This window comes from Paenibacillus sp. FW507-14B1B (assembly GCF_058781425.1).
This window is the reverse complement of the sequence record NZ_JBYSWS010000002.1, coordinates 1,018,295-1,044,437: the sequence shown is the minus strand read 5'-3', so window position 1 is coordinate 1,044,437 and position 26,143 is coordinate 1,018,295. Positions and strand designations below refer to the sequence as shown.

21 protein-coding genes are annotated in these 26,143 nt (G+C 42.7%); 16 read left to right on the top strand and 5 right to left on the bottom strand.

Annotated features, from left to right (window positions below; translation table 11 throughout):
• Positions 1–20: 20 nt before the first annotated feature.
• Complete coding sequence (locus AC3WJJ_RS13245) at positions 21–1,085, top strand: copper amine oxidase N-terminal domain-containing protein (RefSeq protein ID WP_492541220.1); 1,065 nt, start codon at positions 21–23, stop codon at positions 1,083–1,085.
• Between the two features lie 2 nt (positions 1,086–1,087).
• Here the strand turns inward: AC3WJJ_RS13245 and AC3WJJ_RS13240 are convergent, their stop codons facing one another.
• The 5 genes from AC3WJJ_RS13240 to AC3WJJ_RS13220 all read right to left on the bottom strand — a co-directional run bounded on the left by AC3WJJ_RS13240 (position 1,088) and on the right by AC3WJJ_RS13220 (position 5,736).
• The gene (locus AC3WJJ_RS13240; protein WP_492541218.1) at positions 1,088–2,188 is read right to left on the bottom strand and encodes a GerAB/ArcD/ProY family transporter; all 1,101 of its coding nucleotides are present in this window, start codon (positions 2,186–2,188) and stop codon (positions 1,088–1,090) included.
• Between the two features lie 31 nt (positions 2,189–2,219).
• Positions 2,220–2,411: a hypothetical protein gene (locus tag AC3WJJ_RS13235; RefSeq protein WP_492541217.1), complete on the bottom strand. Its 192-nt coding sequence runs from the start codon at positions 2,409–2,411 to the stop codon at positions 2,220–2,222.
• Positions 2,412–2,445: 34 nt separating this feature from the next.
• Positions 2,446–3,591, bottom strand: coding sequence for a Ger(x)C family spore germination protein (locus AC3WJJ_RS13230; RefSeq protein WP_492541215.1), 1,146 nt, complete (start codon positions 3,589–3,591; stop codon positions 2,446–2,448).
• The gene (locus tag AC3WJJ_RS13225; protein ID WP_492541213.1) at positions 3,588–5,033 is read right to left on the bottom strand and encodes a spore germination protein; all 1,446 of its coding nucleotides are present in this window, start codon (positions 5,031–5,033) and stop codon (positions 3,588–3,590) included. Before AC3WJJ_RS13225 ends, AC3WJJ_RS13230 begins: the two co-directional genes overlap by 4 nt.
• A 184-nt stretch (positions 5,034–5,217) precedes the next feature.
• Positions 5,218–5,736, bottom strand: coding sequence for a DUF2062 domain-containing protein (locus AC3WJJ_RS13220; RefSeq protein ID WP_492541211.1), 519 nt, complete (start codon positions 5,734–5,736; stop codon positions 5,218–5,220).
• A 203-nt stretch (positions 5,737–5,939) separates the two neighbouring features.
• On the opposite strand from AC3WJJ_RS13220, the gene AC3WJJ_RS13215 reads away from it, so the two are divergent.
• The 15 genes from AC3WJJ_RS13215 to AC3WJJ_RS13145 all read left to right on the top strand — a co-directional run bounded on the left by AC3WJJ_RS13215 (position 5,940) and on the right by AC3WJJ_RS13145 (position 26,123).
• A complete protein-coding gene (locus AC3WJJ_RS13215; RefSeq protein ID WP_422657898.1) occupies positions 5,940–6,302 on the top strand; it encodes a PadR family transcriptional regulator in 363 nt (120 codons plus the stop codon).
• Positions 6,286–6,969 (top strand): permease prefix domain 1-containing protein, encoded by a 684-nt coding sequence (locus tag AC3WJJ_RS13210; RefSeq protein WP_492541209.1) that lies wholly within the window; start codon positions 6,286–6,288, stop codon positions 6,967–6,969. The genes AC3WJJ_RS13215 and AC3WJJ_RS13210 overlap by 17 nt, the downstream gene beginning before the upstream one ends.
• Positions 6,962–7,552 (top strand): DUF4825 domain-containing protein, encoded by a 591-nt coding sequence (locus AC3WJJ_RS13205; RefSeq protein WP_492541207.1) that lies wholly within the window; start codon positions 6,962–6,964, stop codon positions 7,550–7,552. Before AC3WJJ_RS13210 ends, AC3WJJ_RS13205 begins: the two co-directional genes overlap by 8 nt.
• A gap of 119 nt (positions 7,553–7,671) precedes the next feature.
• Complete coding sequence (gene fabV / locus AC3WJJ_RS13200; protein WP_422657895.1) at positions 7,672–8,862, top strand: enoyl-ACP reductase FabV; 1,191 nt, start codon at positions 7,672–7,674, stop codon at positions 8,860–8,862.
• Positions 8,863–9,142: 280 nt separating this feature from the next.
• Positions 9,143–10,300, top strand: coding sequence for an ROK family transcriptional regulator (locus AC3WJJ_RS13195; protein ID WP_492541205.1), 1,158 nt, complete (start codon positions 9,143–9,145; stop codon positions 10,298–10,300).
• A 10-nt stretch (positions 10,301–10,310) separates the two neighbouring features.
• Entirely contained in the window at positions 10,311–11,342 is a 1,032-nt protein-coding gene (locus AC3WJJ_RS13190) for an asparaginase (RefSeq protein ID WP_492541203.1), read from the top strand.
• Positions 11,343–11,400: 58 nt separating this feature from the next.
• Complete coding sequence (locus AC3WJJ_RS13185; RefSeq protein WP_492541201.1) at positions 11,401–12,846, top strand: leucyl aminopeptidase family protein; 1,446 nt, start codon at positions 11,401–11,403, stop codon at positions 12,844–12,846.
• 36 nt (positions 12,847–12,882) lie between these two features.
• Complete coding sequence (locus AC3WJJ_RS13180) at positions 12,883–13,575, top strand: copper homeostasis protein CutC (RefSeq protein WP_492541199.1); 693 nt, start codon at positions 12,883–12,885, stop codon at positions 13,573–13,575.
• A gap of 167 nt (positions 13,576–13,742) precedes the next feature.
• Positions 13,743–15,644 (top strand): FUSC family protein, encoded by a 1,902-nt coding sequence (locus tag AC3WJJ_RS13175; protein ID WP_492541197.1) that lies wholly within the window; start codon positions 13,743–13,745, stop codon positions 15,642–15,644.
• A gap of 164 nt (positions 15,645–15,808) precedes the next feature.
• Positions 15,809–18,109, top strand: coding sequence for an AraC family transcriptional regulator (locus tag AC3WJJ_RS13170; RefSeq protein WP_492541195.1), 2,301 nt, complete (start codon positions 15,809–15,811; stop codon positions 18,107–18,109).
• A 169-nt stretch (positions 18,110–18,278) separates the two neighbouring features.
• On the top strand, positions 18,279–19,232 hold the full coding sequence (locus AC3WJJ_RS13165) for an ABC transporter permease (RefSeq protein WP_492541194.1): 954 nt from the start codon (positions 18,279–18,281) through the stop codon (positions 19,230–19,232).
• A 30-nt stretch (positions 19,233–19,262) separates the two neighbouring features.
• Positions 19,263–20,159 (top strand): carbohydrate ABC transporter permease, encoded by an 897-nt coding sequence (locus tag AC3WJJ_RS13160; protein ID WP_492541192.1) that lies wholly within the window; start codon positions 19,263–19,265, stop codon positions 20,157–20,159.
• A 167-nt stretch (positions 20,160–20,326) separates the two neighbouring features.
• Complete coding sequence (locus AC3WJJ_RS13155; protein WP_492541190.1) at positions 20,327–21,868, top strand: DUF3502 domain-containing protein; 1,542 nt, start codon at positions 20,327–20,329, stop codon at positions 21,866–21,868.
• A gap of 65 nt (positions 21,869–21,933) precedes the next feature.
• Positions 21,934–23,325, top strand: a complete 1,392-nt coding sequence (locus AC3WJJ_RS13150; protein WP_492541188.1) for a sulfatase family protein — start codon at positions 21,934–21,936, stop codon at positions 23,323–23,325.
• Positions 23,326–23,465: 140 nt separating this feature from the next.
• On the top strand, positions 23,466–26,123 hold the full coding sequence (locus AC3WJJ_RS13145; protein WP_492541186.1) for a carbohydrate binding domain-containing protein: 2,658 nt from the start codon (positions 23,466–23,468) through the stop codon (positions 26,121–26,123).
• Positions 26,124–26,143 lie beyond the last annotated feature (20 nt).

Genomic DNA, 26,143 nt, shown 5'->3' with positions numbered 1-26,143 from the left:
TATGAAGGGAATATATATATATGAAAAAAATACTAAGCTCTTTCATAGCCGCAGTCTTAATATCAACGGCTATTTACATACCTAACCATTCATCGGCAGCCTCATCTGAAGTGTTATCCGTTCAATTAGACAAACGACTCTTAGATTTGGATACAAACGCTGTTATGAAGAATGAGTCTCCATTCGTACCTATCTATATGACGAAATCTTGGTCGGACGTGAGGCTGCATTGGAATCAAGGGACCAAAACGGTTACAGTCACAGTCGATGGACAATCCTACAAAATTGTTCGTGGAAGCAGAACAGTTAAAGTGGGTGAAAAGACCATTACACTAGACACAGCTGCGTACATTGATAATGGCCGTGTCATGATTCCTGCATCATTGTTACAGCAAATGACAGGAGTAAGTATCCAGTTTAACGAGAAATATCGCTTTCTTACGATAAATTCTAAGGGAAGAAGTCCTATAGCAGTGTCAGATACTCATCCGGATGTTAAGATCTTTGGCGAGAACATAGAAGGTGACGTATATAAAGGGTTGGTGCTCGAAATTGCTGGTAAGCGTCATCATTTTGATTGGGAAACCCCCCTTGGCTGGAAAGAAGTACCTGAACTGATTGTGAGCGACTTGAATGAGGATGGCAAGTCAGAAGTTGTCGTGTTACTGAATCAAGGTTCTGGAACTGGCATTCATGCACAAGATGTGCATATGATCAGCATGAGCGATTTTAAAGAAATACCTATTGAAGCCCAAGAAGAGACGATTAAGAACTGGGTATCTACAGAGCTGAAGAAAGATGGAGATCTTCTCCAGGCTTCCATCCTTCTTCATGATAAGGGGGATGATGTCATCCTCCGTATCCCGGAGATGGGCTTTGTAGATCAATCCGAAATCGGCTTTGGAGGCGTTGTTTATCATAGAGTTGAGAATAACAAGCTGATTGCTCGATTGGGTGGTGCTTTTTATTTCAGTATGTATCTTGGTGACTTAGAGATCACTTATGCCTTTGAAGAGGGGCGGTATGTAGCTGACAAGTTGAAATTCACCCCTTTTGATGAATACATCCCTTATGTACAGAAATAGTATTAAGAACGGCGATCTCTTTGTTGTTTCTCTTTGGAACGGAACAGCGTGACGATCCAGTACATGACCGGAATACACTCGACAATGACCCAAAATACAGCAGTGGATAGAAGCCCTACATTCTGCTGATAGGAGGTTGGGTCTCTTGAGAATTGATAGGCAGATACAGTAGCAGAGCCCCCCATTAATGTAACAAGAGTTAATTGCATTCTTTGTGTGCGTAGCAGTTTTCCAAAGCAGCGAGCAGCAATGTGGATCAGAAAAGCGCTGTGAATAAACATCGAACTGGACCATAGACCGATAATAAGCGGATCTATATTTCCTAGCACACCAGTAACGGAGCTTCTAAGCAGTTCAATTAAGGGAAACTGCATCAGCTTCCCGAGGTGGGGGCCGAAATTTAAGAAGGTTAGCGTCCATTGCAAAGTGATTGCAATCGTAACAAGTAAACCAGCGCAAAATAGATTTCTCATCGTTCTCCATCCGATCTGAATATATGGAGCGATGAATAGAAAAACAATCCACTCACCTAAATAAGACAAGACAATAACGGTGTCTTTAGCTAATGTTCCATAATTGTGGTGTGTGAAGAATCCTGGAACCATATGTAAATCAGCATCTTTAGCAAATGAACTGATGGTTAGCACCAGTGCTGCAACAGTGAAGAAAAATAAGCCATCTGAAAGATAGACTAATGTCTTGAATCCCCATCGAGCTGTAAAAATGATCACAATTCCAAGTATGGTTTGAATAAACCATTGTGGCGTTTCTCTCATGTAGTTGGAGCCGTAGAACAAGGTGAAGCTTTGAATATCGATAGAGGCATAGGTAACAGCCCAAAATGATAGAAGTAGAAGCACAAGGGAGTGAATCCACTTGCCGACTATCTGCTCTCCGAAATCGACCCAGGCTCTCTCACGATCCCACATCCCTAAACGAATGGTGCACCAAAGGATGAACATACTTAAGAGACTGCCTAAAAGTATAGCTGCCCATCCCAGATACATTGAACTTCCAAGTAAGATGGGGATGAGATACGCTGATGGCTGAGAATTAAGATAAATGAAGGCAAAGCGAAATGTTTGCCAAGGTGTTTTGATCATGATGTCCTTCATCCTTCCATCGAGATAGGCTTTATTGGATCCAGCCTAGGGCCATATTAATGATGACAAATGGATCTGCCCACCACAAAATAAAGTTGGCGCTCACATTCCACGTGGCGATCAGGAGGATGAGGAGGAGCCCTCCCCATTTCTCTACTTTTGATTTGGATTTAATAAGAAACCAATCGAACATAGCGATACATACAAATAACAGAGCCAGCATGTCGTATGCCTCCTTAAAGCTGTGTTCTTTAAACTTATAATGCGGAAGACTCTGATGTGCGGACCATTACGTTAACCTTCACGTCGAATTCCGCAATATCCCGGTAGTGCTCTCCCCAGTTTGGTCGTAATTTGTCCCATGCGTTCGGATATTTAGCTTCGAGTATATTCCCGAACTGCATAACATCAGTTCCCAATTTTTGCGTTGTTTGGAGGGCATTGTTTAAATCGTTACGAATAAGCTCTTCTAATTCGTTGATGATAATTCGATTGACTTCCAGTGGACTACGCTTCTTGGCATCTTTGAGTAGAATCATATCGCCCATGCCGGATAGTTTCACTTTGAAAAGAGGGCCTGAACTTGTCATATAAGCTTCTTTAGTTGCTTTTGGATTGATAAAAATAACACTAGCTTTGCTTCTTCCCTCATCCCAAGTCACTGTATATATGGGCTTACGAATCTGAGACATCGCCCAAGCTAGTGCTTTTGATTCTACTTGTTGGATGGCTCCCTTCATCTGGTCTCCTCGAAAAAGTGCTGCTCCTTCGATACCAACCCAGTGCTCTAATTGTTCTTGTTCACTAATCATTGGTTTCAGATGACTATTCAGATAAGTGAGTGCAAATCCTTGGCCTCCGAGTTCCCCAATTAAACAATCTTTAGCTGTTGTTGACAGAATATTGCTTAGGATCTCAAATCGCATCAACACAAAAGAAGGCATTTGCTCGTAAACTGGAGCTAGTTTTGTGATCTCTTTTGCCTTTCCAGCAGCGGCTAGGATGAATGTGCTTAGGTTTAGGGATGGCTCTCGCATAATCCAGTCTAGGATGTCCCGGATACCAGTCTCTGCATACTCTCTGCCGACGACAATGGCGCTTGTATGACTGAAATCCAGTTGTCTTGTGGTATCTCGCTGGATCGCATTTATTGTATCTGGAATGGAAGATCCCGTCTTATTTATCATGGCATATGGTTTCCCCTGACCACCACCCCCGCCTTTTCCGGATATGGACCTGTTAGGTAAGGGAGAACTGATCGTAATTTCGACAGTATCCGGTTGGTCGCCTTGATCAACATATAATGCGAAAACAAACAATTGTTCATTGATCTCCACCCTGGACCAGCACCCTGTTAGCAGCAGTAAGGGGAGGATCATTTTGCAGAGCTTTAGAACGTTCATTTATGGGATTGTCTCCTTTTGTTTTTAGAAGCGTAGCTGCTTGGGCGCTTTTTCATTAAGTTTGATGGAGCACGGACCAGCATATCCTTCCAGTCGGATAACACGAGTGGTGCGAGTGGCTGCATATACGGTGTACCGAACGTATGCAGGGAGGTCAGATGGCCATATATGAGAAAAGTCGCTGCGAGTACACCAAGCAGGCCCGTTGTCCCCCCGATAATGAGAAGGGGGAATCTTAACAGTCGGAACGTGAGGCCCAGTTCATAATGGGGAACAATGTAAGCTGCAATCCCGGTTATAGAAACAACGATAACCATTGGGGTTGATACAATACCTGCTTCCACGGCAGCTTGCCCGATCACGATCGCACCAATAATGGAGATGGTCTGACCCACAGGTTTAGGAATTCTTGTTCCTGCTTCCCGAAGCGCTTCGAAGGTAAGCTCCATGACAAGCGCTTCGGTTAATGCGGAGAAGGGAATATTCTCACGAGCTGACGAAATCGTAATCAGCAGATCTGTCGGAATAATTTCTTGCTGAAAGGTAGTGATAGCGACGTAGAGCGAAGGAAGCATTAAAGAGACTAAAGAGAACACAAATCGGACAATCCGAATCCAACTAGCGGAGTAGAAGCTTTGATAGTAATCCTCTGAGGATTGCAGCAGTGAGAAGATGGATACAGGAACGAGTAAAGCCGAGGGAGTTCCGTCAAGCATAATCCCAATACGCCCTTCTAAGAGGGAAGCTGCAACCGTATCTGGTCGCTCTGTATATTGAAATTGTGGGAAAGGTGTTCGTCGTGTGGCTTTCATCTGTTCAGCCAGATAACTAATGCCAAGGACACCATCAATGTTAATATTCTTAAATTGTTGATCTAATTCGTCCAGTATCTCTTGCTTGCACAAGCCATCGATATATACGACATATGCAGAGGTCTTTGTGTAAGATCCAAAGGTGTAGTGAATCATTTTCAGATCCGGATGTCTAATCTTATGTCTGACAAGGGATAGATTAATTTCAATGTCCTCAATAAATGCTTCTCTTGGACCGATCACAACCTGTTCGTTCTGGGATTCCTCTACAGATCGCTTCTGATACATGGGGATATTAAACACGAGTGCGGTGGAGAAACCAGTAATATAAGCAATCGCACTTCCCTGTACAAGGGAGGTTGCGATCTGCCCAGGGTCTGCTAATTGTGTGTAAGGGATCGGAAAGAGAACCCCTTCATCAAAAGACGCTTTAAGTTCTTTTGAATTTGAAATGCTTAAGGATAATAGCGGAGTTGCAATCTGTTTCTGCAAGACCTGAAGATCAATAATGGATTGGATATAGATGAGGGTACATTCGTGTCCTTGGACATGGATTGGCATGTAGGTTACATCATCGCAGTTTGTGAGTTTATGACGAATACCCTCCAGTAAATCCTGAGTGTTGTCCATGGGATCTCCCTCCTTAGGTAGAAGAATTAGGTTAAAGCTTATATTTTGCCGACAACACCTAAGTTATACCCAAGAATGGCTGAGAAAGTGAAAGATTACCTATTACGGAGACGATAAAGAAGAGGCAAACTGCTTATGGATGCAGCTTGCCTCTTATATGGAAGCGAGTTAGAGCGTCTACCTATTAAATACGCTTTTTTCTGGCTTTTTTTAATTTGGTGAGAAGTGGCTTTCGATACTGAGACAGTAAATAACGAACAACAAAATAAAGTATAAAGGAAAAAATAATACTGTTAACAGCAGATCCAATCAAGAAGTTTACGCCCATATCCCCTAGCTTGCTGAAGTAGCTGGCAAGAACAGAATAATCCCGATCTGGAACGGGAGCTGTTATAACATCTTTAAGCTCGATTGGGGGTGGTGTAGAGAAAATATGACTGATCATGTAACCAACCTTATAGTTGATAAAGAATAGCAACGGCCAGAGAAAGGAACCCATAGATGCTGCTAATATGGCTGCGACCATATTCCCACTGACAACTCGGCTGAGTGCGATGGCAATAATAATATCAACGCCAAAAGTAGGGTACCAGCATGGAAAGAATCCTGATGAGAATCCTAGCGCAATCCGGTGGTCGCTGTTCTGCATACGAAGTAACGTCAGGATGTAATATTTAAGTGTTCTAAAAATTCTCCGAAGCAAGCGATTTCCTCCAGAAATGCAAAATGGTAAATATAAAAAAATAACGGATAAATAGTAGTTAGTAGTCAAATGGAATTTGTCCTAATAAATAGTATAAAGGATCATTTGAACAAAATATATATGTCATTAACATTACTTTGACACACATAGTTATATGTGTTAGATTGTACTCACCCTATTTTGAGGGAGGGAATTTAATAACAATGGATTCATTACATAATAGCGATCTTGTTCGGGGTAACATTGATACGTTTATCTTGCGGGTGCTTAAGGATGCAGACAATTACGGTTACCAGATTATAAAGGAAATTTCGATTCGTAGTGGAAATCGCTTCGAGTTGAAGGAGCCTACCTTGTATTCAAGTCTGAGAAGATTGGAGAAACAGGGACTTATTACATCATATTGGGGCGAAGAGACCCAAGGGGGACGAAGGAAATATTACACGTTAACATCTGAAGGGAAAGATCGTTTTTTTCAGAATAGGGAAGAGTGGAAGGCGGCACGGGAAATCATCGACGTATTGATTGGCTTTGAAAGGGGAGTACATGATGAGAAGCAAAAATGATCTTGAATTATTTGTAGACCGATTGTTTGCTAATCACCGGAAGACTAAAGCCGTGATCGATCTCCGGAATGAAGTGCTTAGCAATCTGGAAGCTAAAGTTACCGATTATATGCAGAACGGAATGGAATATCAGCAGGCGGTATGTATAGCTATTGAGGATATTGAAGCGATAGACAATCTGATTGATGATCATTTAACTATATATATGAACCGCTATCGTTATGATGTTGCGCAGAGCACATTATTATATACATTACTGGCCTGGATCTTCACGATTCCATTGCGACTTATGCCTGTAGGCATGCTTGCGAATAACGTACTCATTTTACTTGTAGTCGCTGTAGGGATCATCTTTTTCCTTATTTCACGTATTGTGAAAGAGGATAGTAATCGCACAGGTACAATGAATGTGGTGAAAGCGAAGAAGTTAAGTGGGATCACATGGATTGTTTGGGGGATCTATGCCTCCGTCATTACAGCCTTTACACTCCTGACTCGTTTCGGAAGCGATTTGTGGTTTGGCAGAACGATTGAGATTAATGGACCGTATGCTCTCTATGTCATTGTGCTGGAGCTCGCGATTCCGCTAGTTACGGTGATTATCCCAATAGCGGTTTATAAAGCAGACAGACTGATTAAGAAACATGAGGTGACTGAGCATGAATAAAAAAAATATATGGATTCTTATCCTGCTCATCATTGGCATCAGCGGTATCGTTGCAGTGGAAGGTTATGCAAAGCCAAAGGTAAGGGAACAAGAAGCAAGATATGCTGCCGAGCAGCAAAATCCATATACTCATGATATCTCTCGAACATTACAATTTAAGAGCAAGTATATGGGTGATGCCGGAAATCTGATGAATCTTAACAATTCTCTTCCGTTTAATGAATTGAATCGAACATATCAGTTGTATCCAGATGAGTTAACTGCTGAACTTAAATTTCCGAATTCTTCTGTCTATGTGGATGCAGCGAAATTGAAGGAAATGCTCGTTTATAACACAATTGCAAACTTTGCTATGATTGATAACTTACAAGTTCTACGTTTGACCTTCGAGGACATAACCTTTACGATTCATAGAAAGGCAGTGGAAGAATGGTATGGTGGAGAGGATAGTCTTCGTCCACTGCAGAATGAGAAACAGTGGCATGAGGTTGTGCAGACGAAAATGAAGGATAATGCATACATCGAAAAATTTAATGAACAATTGGTGGAGAAGAATTTTATAGAAGGAAACAAAAGGCGTTGAAGCTCATCATTATTTTTAATTTGAAACGTTTTTCGTTTTCGAAAAAAATTGTTAGAATAGGTATGTCAGGGTACTATGGAATCAGAATATCATTTGATTTAGAGAGGAATTATTAAACAATGATTATTAAACCTAGAACACGTGGTTTTATTTGTACTACAGCTCATCCCGATGGGTGCGCACGCCAGGTGCAGCAGCAGGTAGAATATATTAAATCTAAGCCAGCCATTAAAGGTCCTTCGAATGTGCTAGTTATTGGTGCTTCCACAGGGTATGGTCTCTCTGCCCGCATCGCTGCTGCGTTCGGAGCTAATGCGAATACGATTGGCGTATATCGTCCGAGTCAGGCAACCGAGAAACGAACAGCTTCTGCTGGTTGGTACAACTCTGCTGCATTCGAGAAGGCTGCTAGAGAAGCTAATCTGAAATCATTCAGTGTAACGGGTGATGCTTTCTCTGATGAGACGAAGCAAAGAACAGTAGACCTGATTCGTCAGGAACTGGGGCAAGTAGATCTTGTTGTATATAGTGTGGCATCTGCTCGTCGTACGAATCCGAAGACCGGCGAAGCGGTGAATTCCGTTCTTAAACCGATTGGAGAGGCATATACGAACAAAACCGTTAATTTTCATACAGGTGAAGTTACTGAAGTGACAATTGAACCTGCGAATGATCAGGAAGTGCGTGATACGGTAGAGGTCATGGGCGGCGAGGATTGGGAAATGTGGATTCAGCAGCTGCGTGATGGCGGAGTCCTGGCTGATAACGCAATTACCATTGCCTATTCCTACATTGGCTCTGAGATCACTCAAGCCATATATCGTGATGGATCCATTGGCCAAGCTAAAGATCATCTAGAGGCAACGGCACTAAGACTAAACCAGGAGCTTTCAGCAGGTGGAGGAAGTGCATATGTATCTGTAAGTAAAGCGCTCGTTACACAATCCAGCTCAGCGATTCCTGTTGTTCCGCTATACGTTTCTGCCCTTTATAAAGTCATGAAAGAGAAAGGACTTCATGAAGGTTGTATTGAGCAGACATACCGTTTGTTCGCGGATCGTCTGTATAGTGGTCAGAATACACCAGTCGATGAGAAAGGCCGTATTCGTATCGATGATTGGGAGCTTCGTCCAGATGTACAGGAAGAAGTCGAGAAGCTTTGGAAACAAGTGACGAGTGAGAACATTTATGACTTAACGGATCTAGAGGGATATCGTCGTGAATTCTTCCAGTTGTTTGGTTTTGAAACCGATGGTGTGGATTATGAAGCAGATGTGAATCCTATCGTGGAGATTCCTGAAAGTAGATAATCGCTAATCGTTGTAAAAAAGGTGTGATAAACCCTGTAGTCGGGGGTATCACGCCTTTTTTTGCATTGATACATTTTCATTGTAGAGAAAAGGATGGGAAAATAGTCATTATCATGTTGACGATCCATAAATGCAGGATTATTATTATCGTGACTGGAGTAAGTTATATTTGATGTCAATCGAAAATTCTATATTGAATGCAAAATACACTTGGATTAACTTGTTTTATTTGAATTATGCAATCAATTAATCCAATGGAGAAATTAATAGGGGCGTTTCAATGAAAAAGCATGACCAAGATTTTATGAGGCTGCAAAATAAGAAAACGGTTTACGAGATGATCAAAGTCCGTAGCCCCATATCAAGGGCACTCATTGCCAAAATAACGGGAATGAGCCCAACGACGGTTAGTCGAATTGTTGGTGAGCTGAGTGAACAAGGTTATGTTACTGAGTTTGAGTTGGTATCTAACGGTTTAGGGCGTAAAGCAGCGATGCTTAAGCTCGTGGATACGTCGGTTCTGTCTGTTGGTATAGAGCTTGATAAGCATCAGTACCGCATCGGCATTGTCGATGTTAATGGTGTCTTACTATATAGCAGAGTTGATGAACGGCTCCTTGAAGAAAGTGCTGAGGAGACACTGAACAACATTGCCAGAGTATTACAAGAAATGATCGATTCTGAAGGTGTGAATTCCGCTCGTATTGCAGGCATTGGTATTGGGCTTCCTGGCATTGTAGATGACGAGAGTGGTGAAGTAGTATTCTCTGTTCAGCTAGGATGGAGGAAAGTGAATATTGTTCAACAGTTAAAGGCCCTAACAGGATATGAAGTAGCGGTGGATAACGAACTTAAATTAAAGGCTCTTGCGGAACATGTGAAGGGAGCTGCTGCTGGCTCTAAACGCACCGTATTACTTGGATTTGGTACAGGGGTTGGTTCAGCCTTGATCATCGAAGGAGAGATTTACCGAGGTGAATCGAACAGTGCTGGCGAGATTGGGCATACAACGATAGACCCGAATGGTGCACTGTGTGAATGCAGTAAGACGGGATGTTTACAGACTTACATCATCACAAGCGCATTATTAAATGAGGCCAATAAGATTCGACCAATGGATACGATCGAGGAGCTTTTTGAAGCCAGAAAGTCTGGAGAAATGTGGGCAGTGCAGTTGATCGATAGAGCACTCATCTATATGGCTATCACGATCAACAATGTACTCTGCATGTATAATCCCGACATGGTTATTTTGAGTGGAGAATGGCTGGAGAAATTTCCTGAGATTCAGCCAGACATCGAGCAATTATGCAACACACGCTTTGTATGGGAGCCGCTGCGTAATACTTATGGTCTTCAATGCACTGTGCTTGGTGAAGAAGGTGTCATGATCGGTTCTGGATTGTTGGCGCAGACTCGATTTTTTTCATTAGATTAGCTTAACATAAATGGATGATGAGGGCGGGATGACGATGAGAGGATTTACGACATTGGTTGAGGAATATCGAGGTGGATTGCTTGAGAACGTGCACTACGGAGCGGTTAGTGTGGTGGATGAGAAGGGGAACGTATTATATCATGCCGGAGATCCGGAGCATGTAACCTTTCTCCGGTCTGCGGCGAAGCCTTTTCAAGCCATACCGGTGATGAAACGTAAGATTGATGAGCTTTATGGCTTGTCGGGGGAAGAAGCAGCCTTGTTCTCAGCCTCACATCGAGGCGAAGCATTTCATATTGATGCCTTGGAATCGATACTTCGCAAGACTAACATCCGTGAAGAAGAGCTTCACTGTTGTCCGAATTATCCGCTGAACGAGAATGCTAAAGCGCAGCGACTGCGTGACAACGAAGAGAAACGACGTATTTTTCATAATTGCTCAGGTAAACATGCTGGGCTGATAGCTCTTAGTAAACATATGGGATGGGACCCGTCAACATACTATCTTCCTGAACATCCAGTACAGCAAGAAATTGTGGATGCGATTGCATACTTCGCTGACGTACCTAAAGAGTCTATTGGTATGGGCATCGATGGGTGTGGTCTTCCCATTTTTGCTGTGCCACTCAAGTCTATTGCTCTATCCTATTTAAAACTAGCCTGCCCTGATCTGATTCAGGATGAAGAAACACGATATGCAGCTGAACGGATCGCCAAGTTGATGAATGAAAATCCGAATATGATTGCTGATACCCAATTTGTATGCTCTACCTTATTAAAAGACTCTAATCTGACAGCCAAGGGCGGAGCGAAAGGTGTTTATGGCATTGGGCTTCGTAAAGAACGCATTGGTATTTCACTAAAAGTATCTGACGGATCTGAACAGGTGTGGCCAAGTATTATCGCATCCATTCTAGAATCACTTGGTTACAGCAACCAGGATACAATCGATAGCCTGTATGAACTTGTCCCGAACCAAATTATCAATGATAACGGCTTAGTTGTGGGTGAACGTAAGGCTGTATTCTCACTGCAAAGTTAAGCAGAATCCTATTTTTTCGATCAAAACAATTGTGCGAGCTTAGAAGGGAGATACATACATGCAAATAACATGGACATCTAGTGACCATGCGGCAGTTCATATATATCCTTTATATCAGGATCAAGCGTTTATATATCCTATCCGTGAGGCATATCGGAAAGCAGGACAATCGGTTTGGTTTCGAAGCCGAAGCGATGAGGATAAAGATGTTTTTGTGGTCGGTTTAGGGGACCGAGGAAAGGCTAGTCTTGAAGCCGTAAGGCGTGCGGGTGGTTTGTCTGCACGAAACATTCAGAAGGAAGGTTTGAGCGATGCTTGCCTCATTCGAGAGGAAGCATCTAACAAGTCGAACAGTGACGTAAAAGACAGTGAATGGCTTCAAGCCTGGATCGAGGGATGGCTGCTCGGTCTATACGGATTTCATAAATATCGGACTGCATCGCAGCCCCCTAAGGAAGTAACGCTCCGGATCCGTCCAGAAGATTGGCCAGAGATCACAGATTTAGAAATCCAGCAGGTGATCAGAACCGCAGAAATTCGTGCTACAGGAACCATGCTTACTAGAGATATGGTGAATGAAACACCAGATTATTTACATCCTGGCAGAATGGTAGAGTGGATGGTTGAGCATTTTAAAGATACGCCAGTAAAGGTTACAATTTACACTGGTGTGCAGTTAGAGGAACGTCAAATGAACGGTCTTCTTAAAGTGGGTGCGGGTAGTGTTCATCCACCGGCGATGATTGAGCTCCGTTATGAAGGGGACGCATCTCTTCCGCTTATCAGTCTTGTGGGCAAGGGAATTACATTTGATATGGGCGGTATGAACGTCAAAAGCGGTAAAGATATTAGTGATGCACGTATGGATATGGGAGGAGCAGCCGCGGTAGCCGGTGCCATGGACATTCTTGTATCCCAGCGTGCGAAGGTCAATGTTGTCGGACTCATTGCTGTTGCGGAGAATGTACCTGATGCTCATGCCATCCTGCCATCTTCGATTGTTTCTTTCCCTAATGGATTGACGGTTCAAGCTGCGAATACGGATGCGGAAGGTAGGCTGGTGCTTGCGGATAGTCTTCTTCACGCGGCGGCGCTTGGAGCAGAAGAAGCCGTAGAGATTGCCACCCTAACTGGCAATGTAGGTCAAGCCCTTGGGTTAGGTATTGCAGGCATTTGGGGCGATGAAGATATGACAGAACGTCTTGTATCCATTGGCGAACGTAACGGGGAACGGCTGTGGCCAATGCCACTAATGGATGAGTATGAGTCTGAGCTTCATAGTGATTATGCAGATCTTAGTAATATCGGATCCTCATCACTCGCTGGTGCAATTACGGCAGCACTCTTTATTCGCAAATTTGTTACAGAGCCTATGAAATGGGTGCATATTGACATGGCAGGAACAGTTCAATATAAAGGTGATGCTGGATTCTCCGCATCGGGTGCTACTGGATATGGTGCTCGTCTTTTAGCGGACTATGTTACATCGAGGAACGATTTATAACCTAATATTGTAAGGAAATGAAAAGGAGGAACGAGCATGTTATTGGAAGTTATCGCAACGACTCTTCAAGATGCTGTGGTCGCAGAAGAATGCGGAGCAGATCGCATTGAATTGATTACAGCCATAACGGAAGGCGGTTTGACTCCTAGTATAGGACTCATCGAACGTGTTACTCAAAGTGTGAAAATTCCAGTGAATGTGATGATCCGCCCTCATAGTCGTACGTTTGTTACGGATCAAGCAGATTTAGACACCATGCTAGAAGATATAACCCGGATTCAAGATACGAATGCAGCAGGAGTTGTTCTAGGGCCCCTTACACCTGATGGTCATGTGGACGAAGAAGTCTTAAAGCAACTACTTGCTGCAGTCGGTAGACTTGATGTTACATACCATCGTGCCTTTGATGAAATTTCAGATCAAATGGCAGCTTACGAAGTGCTGGCCCGTTATCCGCAAATTTCCCGTATTCTGACTTCGGGTGGAACTGCTCCTGCGCCTCAGTCGGTTCTTGAAATCCATCGACTTGTGGAACGCTCCAAACAAGGAGGCCCTCGAATTCTAGCGGGTTACGGTTTAACACCGGAAGGAATTATTCCTTTCATAGAAGGAACAGGTGTAGAAGAGGTTCACTTTGGTTCATCAATTCGGGAAGGCCGGCAAGGACTTGGTTTGATAGACGGACCGCGGCTGCGGGAGTTAGCCGATGTGCTACATCGTGTTAAATAAAGAGTACTGAGCTCGATTAAGCAGATTTCGGCATCCTGCCGACGTCTGCTTATTTGATTTCAATGTAGTGAATTACAGCAATAATTCTGGACATAAGTGAAGACTGAATAAACCTGATCGGCCTAGAGAAATATATGATTAATTTAGGAAAAGAAGGCAGGTTTTTTATGAAACAACTCATCTATGCGAAGACAAAAATATTCATCTACATCCTCTTGTTCATATTTGCGTTCAATAGTCTATTTGGCAAGGATAATACGCTAATCGGTGTAACGATTGTGATCGCGACTCTTATGTATCTTGAACGAGACTTAACCAAGAATCCTTGGAAAAACCTATTATTCTTGCTCACGGTTAATCTGCTGCAAGGGATATTTGGCTACATATCGGCTGTTCATATGTGGATTGGTATTCCATTAAATCTAATATCAATGTTTATCGTTGGTTATTTCTTTTCTTTTAATCTAAAGAAGCCACTAACGATCGCTTTTGGATTACAATATCTTTTTATCCTGACCACCCCCGTTACCTTCGAAGCATTGCCGCTTCGTCTGATGGCTTTGGCACTTGGAGCCGTCATTGTAATGGTTGCTCAATTCATTTTTAATCATAATAAGATGGAGAAAATAGGGCATAAACTTCTTATTACGATCAATGAACAGTTGATTCAAAAGCTTAAAGCCATTCAGTCAGAGCAAGATCATCATCAATATAATCCTACAATTGAAAATGCTATAAAAGAAATAAGGAGAATGGTTTATCATCAGACCATTGATGGTTACTACGTATCCAATGAAAGCAGAATATATCTCAAAACGTCAGCTTGCTTCGAAAAATTGTACCTGCTTCTGAATGATTCTCAAGATGTTCGCCATAAGGATCATTTTATGGGGGCTTTGATTCATGAATTGAATATGTTAAACCAATCCCTTCTTCAAGAATCAATGAACGAAGGTAGGCTTCAGGGCTTACGTGATCTTGAGTTAGAGGCCATGGACCACCTTTACGTTACAGAATGGATGAACACATGTGAGTTGATCTATGAGCTGATCGAAGAATTACATACTACGAGCAAAATAGAACTGCGGAAAGTTGAAAAACTGGAGAACATTCCGAAACAATTTAAAAAAACGTATAACCATACCGTAAATTTCAATAAAAATTCGGTGCGCTTCACCTATGCGGTTCGTGTGAGTATGGCGGTAACGATCGCTGCCTTTATTTCAGACTATTTCACGCTTGAACAGGGAAAATGGATGATGTTCACCATCTTCTCCGTAACCCAGCCTTATTCGGAAACTGCAAAATTCAGGTTTTCTGAACGATTGAAAGGAACAATTCTCGGTGCGGCTCTTTTCTTCGTGCTATTCAGTGTGTTCAAAAGCCCGACTAGTCACACGTTAATTGTATTGTTGTTCGGTTATTTGAATAGTTTTGCCGTGGCTTATCGTACGATTATTCTTACCGCAACAGTTCCTGCACTAGGAACTGCAGCATTAGTTAGCGGTATGGGCGCTGTGACCTTGGAGCGAATTTTGTATGTCGTGCTTGGTATAGGCATAGGAATGCTAGCTAACCGCCTGATTCTTCCGTATAGTATCGAGAAAGGGACGGTGGACTTGGTTCGAATGTACAAAGAAATGTCTACGTATCTTATAGAGGAACTATATGATTATTTTGAGAACCCCTCCAAAGTTCACAGTATCCATCATCTATTTGCCATCTCGGCATTAATTGAGGATCGCATTCTTATGAATAATGAGACGAGAGAACTTAAAGACGCGAACCGTTTTTTGGAGGAGCTGAGAATGGTTAATCATGCAATTTATGAGCTCTTCTTGCGGGTGCACAGGAAGAAGTTACAACCAGACGTGGTGAAATACATTTTAGAAGAAGTTAATAAAATAAAAGATTCCGGTAATGGAGAGTTAGAGGGTCTGAAGATCAAGCTTAAGCATACAGCGCAGTCTTATACGCATACTGTGTACGAAACCATTGTTATCAAGGATGTGTTGACGATCTATCGGAGTTTCAGAACAATCATGGAATATCAACCGGAGTTAGTTTAAACCATACCCCTGAGTATAAGAGGGGTATTTTTTGTGATATGAGGCTAGGACTAGTAGAAAGAAAAATTTCTTTAGTTCTTCCTATTGCAAAATAACGCTAAAAGTTCTAGCCTAAGAATGAAATGTAGTCTTAAGAAAATACAACATGGAATGAGTGGAATCACTTGAAACGGTTCGTTCTGCCTAAGCTCTCTTACAAGAGAAATGCATTTTTGTTCAATATTTTCATAGGGCTATCCCTTCTTTCGATTATGATTGTCTCGATCCTATCCATGGTTATGTTTTACTGGATGAAGGATAAATCGCTTGTAGAAATCAACAAGGTAACCCGAATGTCCCTTCAGAACACGGATACGGTCTTTACAAGTCACATCAAAAGATTTCAGAACTATTCGGTGGAGTTATACGAGAATCCGAATATTCGCAAACTGATGTTTATGGATCAATTGGCGTGGGATAGTGGGACCCAGAATGCAGTCAATCACATCCAGAATATTCTGCTCGTGAACCGGGATATTATGAATTCGGTATATGTACTGAATGATACGACCACGATTTTGAATATATCTGAGAGGTTTGCTGAACCAGACAGTGACCAGAATCTGTTTGATATTGTGAAGAATCACAGGGCCTCTGATAGTCCAGTGATCTGGAATATGAAAGATAAATACAGCGGGAAAGACATCCAAACGATGACTTTCTTTTTTCATAAAGGTACACCTTCGGGACTTGGTGGCGCTGCTGCTGTCAATATCGATATGAGCAATATGGCGAAATCTATCTTTGCAGATGAAGGAACCCATCAACATCAGAAGATGTATATCGCAGACCGCCAAGGCAATATTATCTTACATAATGATATGTCTCAGTCTAATCGAAATATTTCGTCTGAACCGTTTTTTACTAGAATATTGAATTCACGAGATAAATACGACTCTTTTACAGTGGAGAATCAAGAGGGGCCATTAACGTATGCCTACCTTTCGTCATCCAATGGACGCTATTTCATTATTTCAGAGATGGAAGTTGTGCATACGCTTTCAGAGTGGGTGAAGACAAGAAATGTGATACTTATGTACGGTCTATTCATCCTCTTAATCGCGTTATTCATAGCCGGCCTCATATCTTATTTGGTGTACAAGCCATTGGGGCTTGTTGTTAAGACGATTCGTAGCAGCTATCCAGGAGAAACGGAACAAGATCACAATGTTGCCGAACTGCAGCTCGTATCGAACACTTTTGCCCAAATGACTAACAAAATGAATTCTCTGGAAAAAGAAAATGACGTGCACGCCTTCGTTCGATTGCTGAACTCGAAAACAGATCATACGAAGGATCGAATCGAAAATATATTCATGAAGACGGGAGCCATTCATTCGGATCATACACCTTATGCTGTTCTAGTCGTGAGAATCGATGGGTTTGAAGATTTTAGTCAGACAGGTAATGTTGAGACGATTTCTTTTCGTCTAGACTCCTTAGCTGCTATTTTGATTGAAAGTCTGTCCTCCGAGGTGAAGTGCGCTTTATTTACGGTTTCTGAGGGTCAGTTCATTTGCGTGGTCAGTGAGCCTTGTGAGGGTAAGGAGCTGGATGGTGCTTTTCTTACAAAAACAGCGGAGCATGCTCAGATTTCAGCTTCTAACATGCTAAGTATAGATATCTCCATCGGGATTAGTTCTATTTCAGATGACCCAGGCTTCGTTGTAGACCTTTATAAAGAGGCGTTTGAAGTAACGAAGCACCGAATCGTTCAAACGAACCGATGGATTGCCGATGCTCATGACATAAGGAATCTTCAATCTTCCGATATCCCGGATAACGTTGCTAAAGAGATGTTAAGTGCGGTGGCACAAGGAGATTATGAACGGTACCTAAGTGAGTTAGATCGTATCGCATCCATATGCCGGGAGTATCAGTATGTCAGTACACTCCGTTTTTTTGCCACACTCGCTAGTTCTATTCTTCGGCTTTCTCAGGATTTAATTGGTGAAGATAGTGGACAAGTTAAAGTCAATGATTTCGATATTCATCAGCGAGTGTCTGAGATTTATGAGTATGAGAAGTTGAAGGAATGGTTCGCGGAGCTATTCTATCAATCTAGTGAGGTCTTACGTGAGATCTCCAATAAAAAAGCGCAGGATTTCGTTCCTGAAGCACTGGACTATATTAATCAGAACTACTGTGATTCTTCTCTTTCGGTTTACAGAGTGGCAGAAACGTTGAACATCAGCTCGTCCTATTTCAGTAAAATATTTAATGAATCCATAGGATATACGTTTCCCGAGTATGTGAATCATCTGCGGATGGAAAAAGCAAAGGAACTGATTCAGGATTACCCGGAGCTGAGCATTACGGATATTTCTAAAAAGGTTGGATACAGCAGCAACTCCTATTTTACAACCTCATTCAAGAAGAAGTATGGAGTTTCACCTTCAAAAATCCGTTCAGTACGTAAAAACTAAACTTAAATCGAAAATTTAAATAAACGAAAAAAACGCCCGGAATAAGCTGTTCCGCCGGGCGTTTTTATATGTCTAGAGAAAAAAGAAAGCAGAAGACGATTTTGAAATATACAACAAGAAAGCACTTACATTATGATTGCCTCATCACGTTAGGAGGTGCAGATGGAAGATGAAGCGTACGAAGAAAGTTCTCTCGCCAGGTGGGAAAGGGGGCTTCGTCAAGTCGATTAGGGATCACTGGCCCTTATATGTATTGTCCCTGCCTGGGCTAGTTGCTCTACTATTGTTTTCTTATCTTCCAATGGCCGGTTTGTATATTGTATTCGAAAGGTACACGTATCAAGGCGGTTTATTCGGAAGCGAGTTTGTGGGACTTAAGAACTTTGAATTCTTTTTCTCAAATATGGAGAACGCTCTTCGGGCAACGCGGAATACGATTGTCGTCAATTTCTTCAATATTATTCTGACAACCGTAGTGGCGGTTGGACTTGCCGTTATGATGAATGAGGTTCGTAACAAATGGTTCAAAAAAGTAACCCAATCGATTATGTTTTTCCCTCACTTTATTTCTTGGGTCGTTGTGGGAACGATCGCAGTTACCTTTTTGGATGAGAAAAAAGGTCTGATTAATGGGATGATGACCTCTCTCGGTATGGATCCGGTGTTATGGTATTCAAATCCGTGGCTCTGGTGGCCGCTCTTGGTATTCTTCAGTGTATGGAAGGCTGCAGGCTTTAACTCCATCATTTATTTTGCTGCGATCACAGGATTTGATCCTTCTTACTATGAAGCAGCTACCGTAGATGGGGCATCCAAATGGCAACAGATCACCAAAATCACCATCCCGCTCCTCATGCCGACCATTATTATTTTGTTTCTGCTAGCCGTAGGCGGCATATTGGCGGGTGACATTACCCAAATCCTTGGTCTTACGAATCTGAACCCGATGCTGCTAGAGACTACGGACAATATTAGTACATTCGTGTATCGGACAGCTCTTCAAAACGGACAGTTTGAATCCGCTTCAGCCGTTCAGCTCTATCAATCGATTGTCGGCTTCATGCTTGTCATGTTCTCCAACTGGATTGTGAAGCGATATGACAAAGAATATGCACTGTTCTAAGCAGAGAAAGGAAGGGCTTTAATGAATGTCATGAACATGGGCAAAGACAAAGTGATTCTATGGATCAGTTATGTTGCTATTGTGTTATTCTCACTGGTCTGTCTCATCCCGTTCATCATGGTCATATCAGCATCTTTATCTAATGACCAGCAGGTGGCGCTAAACGGCTTCTCCTTATTCCCACGAGGGATTACAACGTATACGTTTGAATATTTGTTCGAGAGTAAAGGTGCATTACTTATTAAGTCTTACGGCATAACGCTGTTCACGGTTGTTGTGGGTACGCTTTTCTCAGTAGCCGTTACGGTATCCTATGCATATGTCGCTTCCATGAAGGAATTTAAGTATGCGAATGCGTTATCATTTATCGCTTGGTTTACGATGGTATTTAGCGGAGGACTGCTCCCTTGGTACATATTGACTACGAAGTATTACCATCTTCACAACAATCTGTGGGCGCTATTCATTCCATACGCAATTAATGTGTTCAATATGTTCCTGATGCGAAACTTCTTTCGGGGGATACCACAGGAACTCGCGGAATCGGCGAAGATCGATGGTGCCGGGCCTTTCAGAATTTATTTCTCCATCATGATTCCCTTAGCTCAGGTAGGGATTGTAACCATCACATTGTTCTATGCACTGAGTTATTGGAATGATTTCTTCCTGTCACTGATGCTGATTACGGATCGTGATTTGTACCCTGTTCAGCTCCTGCTCTATAACATGATGTCGAATATCTCTTTCCTTACAAGTGGAGGAGGAGGCTCTGATGCCTTTGCACAGGGATCGAGTCAGGTCATTATACCGACGATGACGGCAAGAATGGCATTGACTTGTATCACCATCGGACCCATCATTTTGGTGTATCCTTTTGCCCAGCGATTCTTCGTCAAGGGTATTACGATTGGGGCAGTTAAGGGTTAGAACGGCATTGTTTTAAACGAATGATGTAATTATGTTTCCGCTGCCTGCTGTTAAGCGAGTTACCTCACGGCCGAAGTGTTAACCCGCTGCGGTGGCGGATTTATAATATATTTCCGTACCTAGGACGGAAGATAACGAGAATGCATAATTCAAGGAGGTCAAAGTACATGTTTAGAAAGAAAAATTGGAATTTGCTCATGTCTGTCTTACTGTGTTCTGCGCTCTTAATTACAGGGTGTTCTGGAAAAGGAAACGAAGGCACTACTGATGAGGCAGCTAAAGTGGCTTCTGGTGAGACCAAAAATAATCAAGAGGTTGTTAAGCTTACATTGGTGAACTTTGGTGACCTAACACCAAGAAGAACGGAATTTCTAGAGAAGGATCTGCATGATAAGATTTTGGAAGAACTGAACATTGACCTGACATTTAAATTCTTACCATGGGGAAGTAACCAACAGGTTGACCTCATGTTCGCGTCGGGTGAGAATTTCGCTACATATGCAGGTACTGGCGGCTTAGGTGAAAAAGTTAATAAAGGATTTCTTGCCGAAATTCCACAAGAGAGCATCGACAAACATGCACCTCAATTGAAAGAGCTTACTCGACCTGACGCATGGGATTCGGGGAAACTTGAAGGGAAAATCTACGCTATGCCAGTTGGTAACAAGCCGTATGCTGGAGATTTTCAGCTCATAACGGTTCGCCAGGATTTACTGGATGAAGTGGGTATCAACGAACTCAAAACGCTGGAAGATGTAGAAAGCGCATTCAAGCTTGTGAAGGAAAAGCACCCAGATTACACGATGATCCCGGAAGCTTCACATGTGAAGAAGATGTTCAGGGCGGCATTGATGCCGGATCAATTGTTTACCCCTATGGAAGGCAACTCGACAGCTTGGACGTATACGTATGTGGATTCTTTAGCGAAAGATGATAAGGTCTACAGCTTCTATGAATCTGAATTGTTTGAGAAAACAGCTAAAATGATGGCGAAGTGGCAAAAAGAAGGCTACATCAGTGAATCATTGATTACCAATCCAGAGCTTGGTCTTGCTGACTGGAATGCAGGTAAAGCCTTAATGAACCGTGGAACCTCTGCATATCCGATGGAACAGCTTCCAAACCTGGTTTCCAAGGTTCCGAACGGAAAGCTAGTAAACTATCAGATCGGGGATCAGCCTCTCATGGCTTCCGTAAGGGATAACACGAAATACTCTATCTCCATCGGTGGTCAGAAAGATGTAGATCGTTATCTACAACTCTTTAACTGGATGTTTAGCAGTCAAGAGAACTACGATTTGCTCGCTTATGGTGTTCTGGATAAAGACTATAAATTAGAAGAGAACGGAAAAGTGACAAAGCTCGTGTCCGATTCGTTCTTTGATGAATGGCAGCTCTTTAACTTGAAGTATGGTAGATATTTCAGCAATGTACCTGATGAATTCATCGAAACGTATAAAAAGACAGATGAAGGATCGATTCAGGCGAAAAACATCGGATTTTCATTTGACGCAAGACCAGTACAAGCAGAAGTAGCGAAAATACAGGCCGTTTATTCAGAGAAAATCGTTCCGATTGAATACGGATTGTACGATTATGATAAATACTTCCCAGAAGCATTGAAAGCGTTAAATGATGCAGGACTTGAAAAGTATGTTGCAGAAATGCAAAAGCAGTTCTCGGAATGGTATAGCTCCCAATCGAAATAAAATTAACGCAACGAGCAAGAGAATCTAATCTCTTGCTCGTTGACATCCACCAAGGAGTGTTTGACATGAGAATTCTTTATTTAGACCTAGATTCGTTACGTCCCGATCATCTCGGATGTTACGGATATCATCGTAATACTTCTCCCAATATAGACCGAGTTGCTGAACAAGGAGTGGTATTTACTAATTATTATTGTTCAGATGCCCCTTGTCTTCCATCCAGATCAGCACTCATGTCGGGTCGCTTTGGCATTCATACAGGTATAGCGGGTCATGGAGGTACGGCAGCTGATTATAGACGTGAAGGAGCTAAGCGGGGGTTTGCAGATCGTCTCAAATCGGAAAGTTTACCGGGGGTACTGCGAACTGCAGGTTATAAGACGGCATCCATAAGCACTTTTGCTGATCGGCACTCCGCTTGGACCTTTAATGCTGGTTTTAATGAAGTGTTCAACATTGGAGAGAATGGTGGAGAGTCGGCGCATCAGGTGCTGCCAGTAGCACTGAAATGGCTAGAGGATAACGGTAGTTCGGATGATTGGTTTCTGCATTTGAATTTCTGGGATCCCCATACGCCATACCGAGTTCCCGAATCCTACGGAAGCCCGTTTGAGGGCGAGCCGTTTCCGGATTGGTTAACAGAGGACGTGTTTCAGTCTCATCTGCTTAAGAAGGGGCAGCATAGTCTATCCGATATGAATGCTCTAGCCAAGTCGCATTACAGCCAGTGGTATAGACACAGTGATTCGATTGAGACGTATCAGGATCTGGGACATATCATAGATAATTACGATTGTGCGGTCAAATATATGGACGACCATATCGGGCGAATACTGTCCTCTCTAGAGGAATTGGGAATTCTAGACGACACAGCTATTCTTATAAGCGCGGATCATGGAGAGAATCTGGGTGAACTGGGCATTTATTCTGAACATGGAACAGCTGATCATGCGACTTGCCGAATACCGATGATCTTCCGTTGGCCAGGTGGCACTATGGGAAAGCATGAGGATGGTTTGCATTATCATTTGGATCTTGCCCCTACTCTTGCCGATCTTGTAGGAATAGATAAGCCAGAGCGCTGGGATGGACAAAGCTACGCGGATACCGTACGCAGTGGGGAAGAGACTGGAAGAGAATATTTGGTGTTGACGCAATGTGCCCATGTCTGTCAGCGGAGCGTTCGTTTTAAAGATTGGCTCTATATTCGTTCTTATCATGACGGACACCACGGTTTCCCTAAAGAAATGCTGTTTCACATTACCGAGGACCCTTATGAGCAGCATAATCTAGCCGAGGAAAAGAAAGAGATCTGTAGAGAAGCAGTATATTTGCTTAACGAATGGCATGATGAAATGATGATGACGATGGATAGTGACATTGATCCTTTGTGGACCGTGATGCGCGAAGGTGGTCCGCTGCATGCCAAGGAATACTTGCTTTGGAATGCCAAATAGCTTTTTTGTATAGGTAATTTCTTGATAAGGATATAAAAGTGAAATGATCGTATGAATTTAAAATAGATAGCGTATAAAGCTGCAACTATAATAGCGAATAACCCTATACAGGGAAACCAAACGTTAAAGGAGGATACGTAGTGTTGACCAAAAAAATGAAAGGACGTCAGTTCATACTATGTTGTTTAATCATGGTATTGCTGACAGGATCATTTGGAACGGGTAAAGGAGTTCGTGCAGAAGGAGGGAATTTGCTTAACAATTCGGGTTTCGAGCAAGTGTATAAGGAGGAAGAGCCCGAAGGCTGGAGCGTGTACACGAATCAAACGCAAAGGCCAGGTGTTGTACATGATCTTCAGCATGTCTATGAAGGAGAGAAGGCTGCATACATTGTTCCGGCCAGTTCATTGACTTTTAATCTAACTAAATTGAAAACGCATACAAATTATACTTTTAAGGCATATGTCAAGTTAAGTGATGCGAGCGCGACAGCCAAGCTTGGAGCGAAGTTATACGACGGAAATCAGCCTGATATAGCAATTGATGCCTCGGGAACGACTTATAAATCCTATACCGTCACGTTCACTACCGGTAATCAAACGACGGCTCAGGTTTATCTGTGGTCATCTAATGGACTATCTGGAAATCAAAAGGCTTATCTAGATAGCGTTACGGTCACGGAGACTGCGAACACTTCGGGTACCAATCTGGTGACGAATGCCGGCTTCGAGAAGGTCGTTCGGGATCTAAGACCTGTAAGCTGGAGAATTTGGCCGAGTGAAGGTGATATGCCTGGGACCGTGTCAGATCCGTCCTTAGTACATGCAGGCAACCGGGCAGGATATATCCCCTCAGTTGGATCTTTAAACTATGATTTGACGGGCTTAAAGAGCAACACCTCTTACAAATTCTCGGCATTCGTGAAGATGAGTGACACAAATGCAGGCGCGGTGCTGGGTGTTAAGGTGAACGGACAGGAACAGAAGAAACCTGTCTCTGGAACGACATACGCACGTCATGAGATCATCTTTAACACAGGCAATCAGACTTCAGCTACCGTCTATCTCTGGTCTGGTGATTTATTAGCCCCTGGGCAGAGAGCATATATTGATGAAACGATGGTTGAAGAGTACATTGAGCAGGGGACCGTTCGGGTCTCTTTGAATATGAGTGAGTTGTTGCTTACGAAAGGCTATACCTATCCATTGTTGACAGAGGTAGCGCCAGCGAATGCTCCTAATAAGAGCATCACGTATCAAAGTAATAATCCATCAGTTGCTACGGTGGATGCCAATGGAGTAATAACTGCTATCGGAGCAGGTACAGCAACGATCTCAGCCATTCCGGCTGCAGGGGGAAATACGGCAACTACTGCGGTTACGGTGACGAATAGCAAGGAACCATGGTATCCAGGTCGGAGTAATACCGAGTGGGTACTGACTAAGGAAGATGATTTCAATGGAACCGAGCTGGATACGAATCTGTGGTCGGTCCGGGGAAAAGAGTATGCAGTCTATCACCGGGATGACATGGTGTCTGTTTCTGATGGGAAATTAAAGCTGAAAATTGAGAGAGAGCCTGATGGAAACATCGTGTTAGGAAGGGTTGATACACATGGTGAAGACCGTCAAACCAATGATGTGAAGTTCGACCAGAAATACGGATTTTTTGAAGTGAGCGCCAAGATTCCTCCAACGGAGAAAACGTATTTTACATTCTGGGCCTTTAACTACCCTGGTGTGTTTCATGTAGATGGTACAGGGAAAGACGGACTAGAAATCGATGTAACAGAGACCGTATGGCAAGGTGATTATACCGAAACGGCATTACACTGGGACGGATATGATGCGTTTCACAAGAGTACAGGCAGCGGTAAAAAGCCTGCACCGAACATTCACAAAGGCTTTCATGTGTACGGATTTGAGTGGTCGGAGGATTATCTAAAGTTTTATTTTGACGGAAAGCTGACCTGGACCTACACAGATAAGGCGAATATTCCTTGGGTAAAGGAAATCTTTATTCTTTCCAGCGGATGGGCCAGATCACCGGGATGGGGAGAAGGGGACATTAACAACGCTCAGCTTCCATATTTCTCAGAAATAGACTGGTTCCGTGCTTATGAGAAGAAAATTCCGAATTCACAGCCGGATACAACGGCACCGATTCTTTACGGTACAGAGGATATTCAGATTCCATTGAACAGTTCTACTGATTTATTGGAAAAGGTATTCGCTATTGATAATCGAGATGATCGAGAAGAAATTACAAGCCGAATTCAACTCGATGAGACCGGATTGAATCGAAGTGTTAAGGGAGAGTATCAGGTAACTTATCGTGTACAAGATCTAGCAGGTAATCAAATAACGAAGACGAGAAAAGTCACGGTTGTTGATAAATCAAGCAACCTGATTTATAACGGTAACTTTGATCAGGGAAGCACAAATGGATGGGATCTTAATCTAGGGACTGCTGAAGTGAAACAAAATATCGATCTTGGCAAGTACGCTTCTTTGAATCGTGAGACGAAGATGCAGCAATCCTTTCTTATTAAACCGGATACATCCTATAAAGTAACATTCAGTGGTAAATCAGATGTGAAATCTAACCTGAATCAATTCCAGGTCGGTGTTGATTATGGAAGCGGGCAGGTACAGGAGAATGTCACGAAGTCTGAGTGGGGTAACTATACGCTTAGCTTTACGTCCGGGCCTGACGATTGTATTGCTACCTTTTTTGCTGATAATCAAGGACCGGATAAAGCAAGTATTGATACAATAAGTGTGATTCCGAACAATTGATAAACGGTTTACAAATTTGC